This window comes from Streptococcus oralis (genome assembly GCF_001075675.1).
Lineage (GTDB): Bacteria > Bacillota > Bacilli > Lactobacillales > Streptococcaceae > Streptococcus > Streptococcus oralis_V.
This window is the reverse complement of sequence record NZ_JUNW01000017.1, coordinates 22,501-31,411: the sequence shown is the minus strand read 5'-3', so window position 1 is coordinate 31,411 and position 8,911 is coordinate 22,501. Positions and strand designations below refer to the sequence as shown.

The window sequence follows — 8,911 nt, the reverse complement described above, 5'->3', positions numbered from 1 at the left end:
GGTGAAAGAAGTAGTTCCAACCAGCACTAACGCAACCAGCACAGGCCCTCAAGGTGTTCCGCAAACAGGTACTCCAAGCTTCCAAGGTGGTGACCCACTGGTTCCAATCGATGAAACAGTCGAGCCAACCTTCGAAGATGGTAGCAAAGAGAAGACTATTCCAGGTCAAGGAACTTACACGATTGTACCAGACGGTACAGTGACCTTCACCCCAGACAAACAGTTTGTTGGAAACCCAGATCCAGTCACAGTCAAACGCGTAGATAAGAACGGTACCCCAGTTACTGCGACTTACAGTCCAGAGTTTACTAAGGTGACTCCAACTGGTAAAGATACTACTTCAGTTAACATTAAGGGTCTTGTTCAAACAGGTACTCCAACATTTGAAGGTGGTAATCCGCTTGTTCCAATCGATGAAACTGTGGCGGCGACATTTGAAGATGGATCAACTGAAAAAGTGATTCCAGGTGAAGGAACTTATACAATCTCACCAGACGGCACCGTCACTTTCACGCCAGAGGCAGACTTTGTAGGAAAAGGAACCGGCGTAACGATTGTCCGTAAGGACAAGAATGGTACTCCAGTTACTGCAAGCTATCGCCCAACAGTTGTAGATCCATCTACTGGTCATGACACGACTTCTACAGGAGCAAAAGGCCAACCACAAGTAGCAACCCCAACGTTTGAAGGACATATCGATAGTACAGTTCCACCAACATTTGAGGATGGTAGCACGACTATGGTTGTTCCAGGTGAAGGAAGCTATACAATTGATAAAGATGGTAAGATTACCTTTACTCCAGAACCAGACTTTGTTGGTAGAGCTAAAGGATTGGTTGTGAAACGTTTGGATGTGTATGGAAATGTAGTTATTGCTCATTACACACCAACTGTCCTTGGACAAACACAAGTGAGTGATGCGACATCAGAAGGTCTTAAAGGTCAAACTCAGACTGGTAAGCCAAACTTTACAGGTGATGTCGATCTGACAGTTCCGCCAACCTTTGAAGATGGAACAACTGAAAAAGTCGTTCCAGGTGAAGGAACTTATGTAATCTCACCAGATGGCACCGTCACCTTTACCCCTGAGGCAGACTTTGTAGGACAAGCTAAAGGTGTGAAAGTGATCCGTAAAGATCGCAATGGAAATATCATTTCAGGATTCTATACTCCAACAGTAGTAGAACTTCCAGAGCAAGTGAAACAGTCTGATAAAAAAGAACTTTCAGTACCTGATTCGAAACCAGATCAATTGACGCAAAACATCTCTGTAGAAAAAAATCAACTTCCAAATACAGGAAGTCAAGAAGATGGTTTGAAAAATCTAGGAATTCTGACAGCCCTAGCAGGTGCCATGACACTTGGATTGCTAGGTAAAAAGAAACGAAACGATGAATCAGACTAATCATTTTTAAGAACCGAGAAATCGGTTCTTTTTTATGACATTTGTCATATTTCCTAGTGACAGAAGCATCTAGCTCCGCCAACTTCAAAAGACTATAATTGAAGTATGAAATGGAGGAAGAAGAAATGAAAAATAAAATGATTGTCGCAGTGAGTTTAGTAGCAGCAGGAGTTATGACCTATCTCATGTTTTCAGGATTGGACGAGGGTTTCTATCATTTTCCTTGGGAGCTCTTTGCTGGCTTTGGAATGATGTCTTGGCTTGTCAGAGAAGGTTTGAAATTAGTCAGAGATGTGAAAAAGGAGTTTGAGGAATGAAAAAAGCAATCATCTATTTCTTTATCGGCCTGTCACTCTTGGTATGGTTAGTGGAAATGTTTACTGGTTGGTTTGACCAAACCGTGCTTCGCCAATTTATTCGTGGTGCTTGGGGTTTTGGGTTTATGATTTTCGTCGTTTTCCCTATGGGAATGAAGTGGTTGAAAGGAGAATCTCATGACTGTGATTAAAGTTGAGAAATTGAGTAAGAAAATAAAAGACAAGGAGATCTTGCGGAACATCTCCTTTGAAATCAACGATGGTGAATGTGTCGCCTTGATCGGACCTAACGGAGCAGGTAAGACGACCTTGATTGATTGCCTCTTGGGCGACAAGTTCGTGAGCTCAGGTCAGATAGCTATTCAAGGCTTTGCACCAACAGATCCTCGATTAAAGCAGCTTATTTCTATCTTACCTCAAGAAAATACGGTGGTTCAAGACTTGAAAGTGAAAGAACTCTTATCCTTCTTTCAATCAATCTATCCAAACAGTCTCTCCAATCAAGAAATTGATGACTTGCTGAGATTTTCGGACAAACAGAAAAATCAGCTAGCGGGCAAGTTGTCTGGTGGGCAAAAACGTTTGTTCTCTTTCGTGTTGGCACTAATAGGTCGTCCGAAAATTCTATTTTTGGACGAACCAACTGCTGCCATGGATACCTCGACACGTCAGCATTTTTGGGAAATTGTCAATCAGTTAAAGAAAAATGGTGTCACCATTGTCTACTCTTCTCACTATATCGAAGAGGTAGAACATACGGCTGACCGCATTTTGGTCCTCCACAAGGGTGAATTGATCCGGGATACGACACCTTATGCCATGCGTGGTGAAGAACAAGAAAAACATTTTACGGTACCACTAACTTATCAGGAAGTTATCAGCACTTTGGACCAGATTCAAGGGCTTGAAATCAAGCAAAATGCTCTTTCCTTCACAACCAAAGAAGCCAGCCAGGTATGGAAAGTCTTGCAAGAACAGGGCTGCATGATCGAAGAAATTGAAGTTCGCAATCGAACTCTCTTAGACAGTATCTTCGAAACGACTCAAGACTAAAGGAGATTGACGATGAAAAATATGACAAGTCTCATGAAAGTGGAAATCATTCTGATGAAACGGCAAGCAGTCTACTACTTGCTATCCATCGGACTTCCAAGTGTGTTTTACCTTATCTTTTCTGGTATGATGTCAGGGTCAGATATTCCAGAAATTGCTCTTCAAGCCTATCTTTTTGCCATGACGCTCTTTAGTATCATGTCAAGTGCTTTTTTCAGTATCCCAAGCACACTCGAATCCGACAAGACGAACAACTGGCAAAAATTGATTCAACATTCTCCCGTATCTATGGTAGAATATTATGTATCAAAACTGTTCAGCACTCTGCTTACTTTCTTGTTATCAATTACAGTTGTCTTTTCAGTTGGTCATTTTGTCCGCGGAGTGACGCTACCTTGGCTTGACTGGTTGGTAATTGGTGCTATTTTGCTGGTCGGAAGTGTGGTCTTTATCAGTATGGGTGTCTTGGTGAGCTTGCTTCCCAGTGCTCAACTGATGACGGTTGTTGGAAATATTGCCTATATTGCTTTGGCTGTCCTAGGTGGACTCTGGTTCCCCTTGGATTCCTTCCCAGAATGGCTCCAATCTATTGGAAAGCTGACTCCAACCTATCAACTGATGCAGGTTGTCTCGACTTATTTGGAGCATCACGAGTTTAACATTCTTGCTGCCTTGGTTGTACTAGGATATACAGTTTTCTTTGGTGTATTGGTCATTCAACTGAAAAAACGGATCGAGGTAAAATAAATCTATGTTGGAAAAATTAAAAAACACTCATTATATGTTTCATATTTCAATAGTGTTTATCATCTTTCCTATAGCGGGTGTCATCGTTGGAGAGTACCCGCTTTTAACCTTGTTATGGACCTTACTATTTGTCCTTGCCTTCTACTCGGTTTTAATCAGTCAGAACCGCACCGTGCAGTGGCTAGCTTGGTGGATCATGCTTGCCTACATTTTTTACAGTTCCATCTGGTTAAATGCGAGCTTCGCTTGGTTTATCTTTTATTTATCCAATCTCCTTATTTATGAGCTGGATGAGGTTTCTTTCCACTCTTGGCGTTTTGTCAGTTTTATTGTCTTGCAACCCTTGATTTTAACTGGAATCTCTATGGTTGGTCAAGTTAGTCCCTGGCACCTCCTCTTTTTCTTGGTGACCTTTATCGTTTCTGATGCCTTGACCTTCGGTCTTTATCGGATTCAGGTATCTGAACAGATAAAAGAAGAAAAGATGAAACAAAATGCCAAGCTCAGTCTTTTCTTGGCTGAAAATGAACGCAGTCGTATTGGTCAGGATCTCCATGACAGTCTGGGGCATACCTTTGCTATGTTGAGTGTGAAGACGGATCTTGCCCTCCAGCTTCTTCAAATGCAGGCCTATCCTCAAGTGGAAAAAGAATTAAAAGAAATTCATCAGATCAGTAAAGAATCCATGAATGAAGTTCGTACAATTATCGAAAACCTTAAAACCAGAACCCTTGCTTCCGAATTTACGACTGTTAAAAAAATGCTGGAAATTGCAGGAATTGAAACAGAAATCAATCACCAACTAGATAGAGCTAGCCTAACTCAGGAATTAGAATCAACGGCCTCCATGATTTTACTTGAGTTAGTGACCAACATCATCAAACATGCCAAAGCATCCAAAGCTTACTTGAAATTAGAACGAACTGGGAAAGAACTCATTCTAACAGTGAGAGATGATGGATGTGGCTTTGCTTCACTAAAAGGAGATGAACTCCATACCGTTCGAGACCGTGTCCTTCCTTTTTCAGGAGAAGTAAAAGTGATCAGTCAGAAGTGTCCAACAGAAGTGCAAGTACGACTACCTTATAAGGAGAGAAACTAAGATGAAACTACTTGTTGCAGAAGATCAAAGTATGTTGCGAGATGCCATGTGCCAGTTGCTTACCTTTCAACCAGATGTGGAGTCCGTCCTACAAGCCAAGGATGGCCAAGAAGCCATCCGACTTTTAGAAAAAGAGACAGTCGATATCGCAATTCTTGACGTAGAAATGCCTGTTAAGACTGGCCTCGAAGTCTTGGAGTGGATACGAGCAGAAAAGCTAGAAACAAAGGTAGTTGTGGTGACGACCTTCAAACGTCCCGGATATTTTGAACGAGCGATTAAGGCTGGAGTGGATGCCTATGTCTTAAAAGAAAGAAGCATTGCAGATCTCATGCAAACCTTGCACACTGTTCTTGAAGGACGCAAGGAGTATTCGCCTGAATTGATGGAAGTGGTGATGACCCATCCCAATCCGTTAACAGAACAAGAGATTGCTGTTTTAAAGGGAATTGCTCAGGGCTTGTCTAATCAAGAAATCGCAGACCAACTCTATCTATCAAATGGAACCGTCCGAAACTATGTCACCAATATTCTTTCCAAGCTAGAAGCAGGCAATCGAACAGAGGCAGCCAACATCGCAACAGAATCAGGTTGGCTTTGATAAGAAAGATAAAAACATCTCAAACGAATGTTTAATCGAAGGAAATCCATACAAGAAAGGGGGAGGCAAATTGCCTCCTTTTCTGGTTTAGAAAAGCGGTGAAAGCTAGTGTCAAAGAGTGAAAAGATCAGAATAAAAATGAAAAATATCTTGACAATGAAGGAAAAATTGTGTTACAATAATAGACGGTACTTTTTACTTTTGGTCTCTCAAAAGTGTACAGGGACGTGCTGACAAATGTTGCAAAAGTACACACAGATGGTAGCTGTCACCAAGTGTATCATCACCAAAAATAAAAAAACACAGGAGAATGTAGATGCCTACAATTAACCAATTGGTTCGCAAATCGCGTAAATCAAAAGTAGAAAAATCTAAATCACCAGCTTTGAACGTTGGTTACAACAGTCATAAAAAAGTTCAAACAAACGTTTCTTCACCACAAAAACGTGGTGTTGCAACTCGTGTGGGAACAATGACACCTAAAAAACCTAACTCTGCCCTTCGTAAATTCGCTCGTGTACGTTTGAGCAACCTTATCGAAGTTACTGCCTACATCCCAGGTATCGGACACAACTTGCAAGAGCACAGCGTGGTGCTTCTTCGTGGTGGACGTGTAAAAGACCTTCCAGGGGTACGTTACCATATCGTCCGTGGTGCACTTGATACTGCAGGTGTTAACGATCGTAAACAAGGCCGTTCTAAATACGGTACTAAACGTCCAAAAGCATAAGGAAAGGGGATAAAGAGAAATGAGTCGTAAAAATAGAGCTCCAAAACGTGACGTATTGCCAGATCCGCTTTACAATTCACAACTAGTTACTCGTCTTATCAACCGCGTTATGCTTGATGGTAAACGTGGTACAGCTGCTTCAATCGTTTACGGTGCTTTTGAGCAAATCAAAGAAGCTACTGGTAACGATGCACTTGAAGTATTTGAAACAGCTATGGAAAACATCATGCCTGTACTTGAAGTACGTGCACGTCGTGTTGGTGGATCTAACTACCAAGTCCCAGTTGAAGTTCGTCCAGAACGTCGTACAACACTTGGACTTCGTTGGTTGGTAACCATCGCTCGCCTTCGTGGTGAACACACAATGCAAGACCGTCTTGCAAAAGAAATCTTGGATGCTGCGAACAACACTGGTGCAGCAGTTAAGAAACGTGAAGACACTCACCGTATGGCTGAAGCTAACCGTGCCTTCGCACACTTCCGTTGGTAAGAATAAGATACTAAGAGCGGCAAAGGCCCAAGGCAAAAATAGGAAACTGATGCAGTGTTCCGTGAACACAAAGCAGTTTATCTTTTTTGCACCGGGCCTTGCTCGAGTTCGAATCAGTTAACTTGAGCTTTTAGCCCTAGTTCAATTCAACTTGTCTACAAGTTGAAACCAACAAAAACAAGATAAACATTGAGAACGGGTAGGTCCTGCCTATCCGTTTTTATTAAAATCGTGTTATAATAGAATAGAAATTAAAATAAATAGGAGAAATAAACCTCATGGCACGCGAATTTTCACTTGAAAAAACTCGTAATATCGGTATCATGGCTCACGTCGATGCCGGTAAAACAACAACTACTGAGCGTATTCTTTACTACACTGGTAAAATCCACAAAATCGGTGAAACTCACGAAGGTGCGTCACAAATGGACTGGATGGAGCAAGAGCAAGAACGTGGTATCACTATCACATCTGCTGCGACAACAGCTCAATGGAACAACCACCGCGTAAACATCATCGACACACCAGGACACGTGGACTTCACAATCGAAGTACAACGTTCTCTTCGTGTATTGGACGGTGCGGTTACTGTTCTTGACTCACAATCAGGTGTTGAGCCTCAAACTGAAACAGTTTGGCGTCAAGCAACTGAGTACGGAGTTCCACGTATCGTATTTGCTAACAAAATGGACAAAATCGGTGCTGACTTCCTTTACTCAGTAAGCACACTTCACGACCGTCTTCAAGCAAACGCACACCCAATCCAATTGCCAATCGGTGCTGAAGATGATTTCCGCGGTATTATCGACTTGATCAAGATGAAAGCTGAAATCTATACTAATGACCTTGGTACAGATATCCTTGAAGAAGATATTCCAGCTGAATACCTTGACCAAGCTCAAGAATACCGTGAAAAATTGGTTGAAGCAGTCGCTGAAACTGATGAAGACTTGATGATGAAATACCTTGAAGGTGAAGAAATCACTAACGAAGAATTGAAAGCTGCTATCCGTAAAGCAACTATCAACGTTGAATTCTTCCCAGTATTGTGTGGTTCTGCCTTCAAGAACAAGGGTGTTCAATTGATGCTTGATGCGGTTATCGACTACCTTCCAAGCCCACTTGACATCCCAGCGATCAAAGGTATCAACCCAGATACAGACGAAGAAGAAACTCGCCCAGCATCTGACGAAGAGCCATTCGCAGCTCTTGCCTTCAAGATCATGACTGACCCATTCGTAGGTCGTTTGACATTCTTCCGTGTATACTCAGGTGTTCTCCAATCAGGTTCTTACGTATTGAACACTTCTAAAGGTAAACGTGAACGTATCGGACGTATCCTTCAAATGCACGCTAACAGCCGTCAAGAAATTGACACTGTTTACTCAGGTGATATCGCTGCTGCCGTTGGTTTGAAAGATACTACAACTGGTGACTCATTGACAGATGAAAAAGCTAAAATCATCCTTGAGTCAATCAACGTTCCAGAACCAGTTATCCAATTGATGGTTGAGCCTAAATCTAAAGCAGACCAAGACAAGATGGGTATCGCCCTTCAAAAATTGGCTGAAGAAGATCCAACATTCCGCGTTGAAACAAACGTTGAAACTGGTGAAACAGTTATCTCAGGTATGGGTGAGCTTCACCTTGACGTCCTTGTTGACCGTATGCGTCGTGAGTTCAAAGTGGAAGCGAACGTAGGTGCTCCTCAAGTATCTTATCGTGAAACATTCCGCGCTTCTACTCAAGCACGTGGATTCTTCAAACGTCAGTCTGGTGGTAAAGGTCAATTCGGTGATGTATGGATTGAATTTACTCCAAACGAAGAAGGTAAAGGATTCGAATTCGAAAACGCAATCGTCGGTGGTGTGGTTCCTCGTGAATTTATCCCAGCGGTTGAAAAAGGTTTGGTAGAATCTATGGCTAACGGTGTTCTTGCAGGTTACCCAATGGTTGACGTTAAAGCTAAGCTTTACGATGGTTCATACCACGATGTCGACTCATCTGAAACTGCCTTCAAGATCGCGGCTTCACTTGCCCTTAAAGAAGCTGCTAAATCAGCACAACCAGCTATCCTTGAGCCAATGATGCTTGTAACCATCACTGTTCCAGAAGAAAACCTTGGTGATGTTATGGGTCACGTAACTGCTCGTCGTGGACGTGTAGATGGTATGGAAGCACACGGTAACAGCCAAATCGTTCGTGCTTACGTTCCGCTTGCTGAAATGTTCGGTTACGCAACAGTTCTTCGTTCTGCATCTCAAGGACGTGGTACATTCATGATGGTATTTGACCACTACGAAGATGTACCTAAGTCAGTACAAGAAGAAATCATTAAGAAAAATAAAGGTGAAGACTAATCAGTCCTCACTCTAGAAGGAAGTCACTTAGTGGCTTCCTTTTTTTGTCTTTAACTATTCATTTTTGCTGAATATAGTATACGAATTTGATCGCTAAGTGAGAAAA

General features: G+C 42.2%; 9 protein-coding genes and 1 pseudogene. All 10 read left to right on the top strand.

The features are described from left to right. Window positions 1-1,405 (top strand): annotated as a pseudogene (locus tag ADM50_RS02215) (YSIRK-type signal peptide-containing protein); the annotation flags it as partial. A gap of 110 nt (window positions 1,406-1,515) precedes the next feature. Then, window positions 1,516-1,722 (top strand): hypothetical protein, encoded by a 207-nt coding sequence (locus ADM50_RS02210; RefSeq protein ID WP_000390701.1) that lies wholly within the window; start codon window positions 1,516-1,518, stop codon window positions 1,720-1,722. After that, the gene (locus ADM50_RS02205; RefSeq protein WP_000709167.1) at window positions 1,719-1,913 is read left to right on the top strand and encodes a hypothetical protein; all 195 of its coding nucleotides are present in this window, start codon (window positions 1,719-1,721) and stop codon (window positions 1,911-1,913) included. Before ADM50_RS02210 ends, ADM50_RS02205 begins: the two co-directional genes overlap by 4 nt. Further along, window positions 1,900-2,775 (top strand): ABC transporter ATP-binding protein, encoded by an 876-nt coding sequence (locus ADM50_RS02200; protein ID WP_000216047.1) that lies wholly within the window; start codon window positions 1,900-1,902, stop codon window positions 2,773-2,775. Before ADM50_RS02205 ends, ADM50_RS02200 begins: the two co-directional genes overlap by 14 nt. Before the next feature lie 12 nt (window positions 2,776-2,787). Further along, entirely contained in the window at window positions 2,788-3,522 is a 735-nt protein-coding gene (locus ADM50_RS02195; protein ID WP_049484382.1) for an ABC transporter permease, read from the top strand. Window positions 3,523-3,526: 4 nt separating this feature from the next. Then, window positions 3,527-4,624, top strand: a complete 1,098-nt coding sequence (locus ADM50_RS02190) for a sensor histidine kinase (RefSeq protein ID WP_049484381.1) — start codon at window positions 3,527-3,529, stop codon at window positions 4,622-4,624. A 1-nt stretch (window position 4,625) separates the two neighbouring features. Further along, window positions 4,626-5,225 carry a response regulator transcription factor gene (locus tag ADM50_RS02185; RefSeq protein ID WP_049484380.1) on the top strand — a complete coding sequence of 200 codons (600 nt, stop codon included), beginning with the start codon at window positions 4,626-4,628 and terminating at the stop codon, window positions 5,223-5,225. A 316-nt stretch (window positions 5,226-5,541) separates the two neighbouring features. Beyond that, window positions 5,542-5,955, top strand: a complete 414-nt coding sequence (rpsL, locus tag ADM50_RS02180; protein ID WP_045593077.1) for a 30S ribosomal protein S12 — start codon at window positions 5,542-5,544, stop codon at window positions 5,953-5,955. A gap of 19 nt (window positions 5,956-5,974) precedes the next feature. After that, on the top strand, window positions 5,975-6,445 hold the full coding sequence (rpsG, locus tag ADM50_RS02175; RefSeq protein ID WP_000087873.1) for a 30S ribosomal protein S7: 471 nt from the start codon (window positions 5,975-5,977) through the stop codon (window positions 6,443-6,445). A 278-nt stretch (window positions 6,446-6,723) separates the two neighbouring features. Then, window positions 6,724-8,805: an elongation factor G gene (gene fusA, locus ADM50_RS02170; protein WP_000090339.1), complete on the top strand. Its 2,082-nt coding sequence runs from the start codon at window positions 6,724-6,726 to the stop codon at window positions 8,803-8,805. Window positions 8,806-8,911 lie beyond the last annotated feature (106 nt).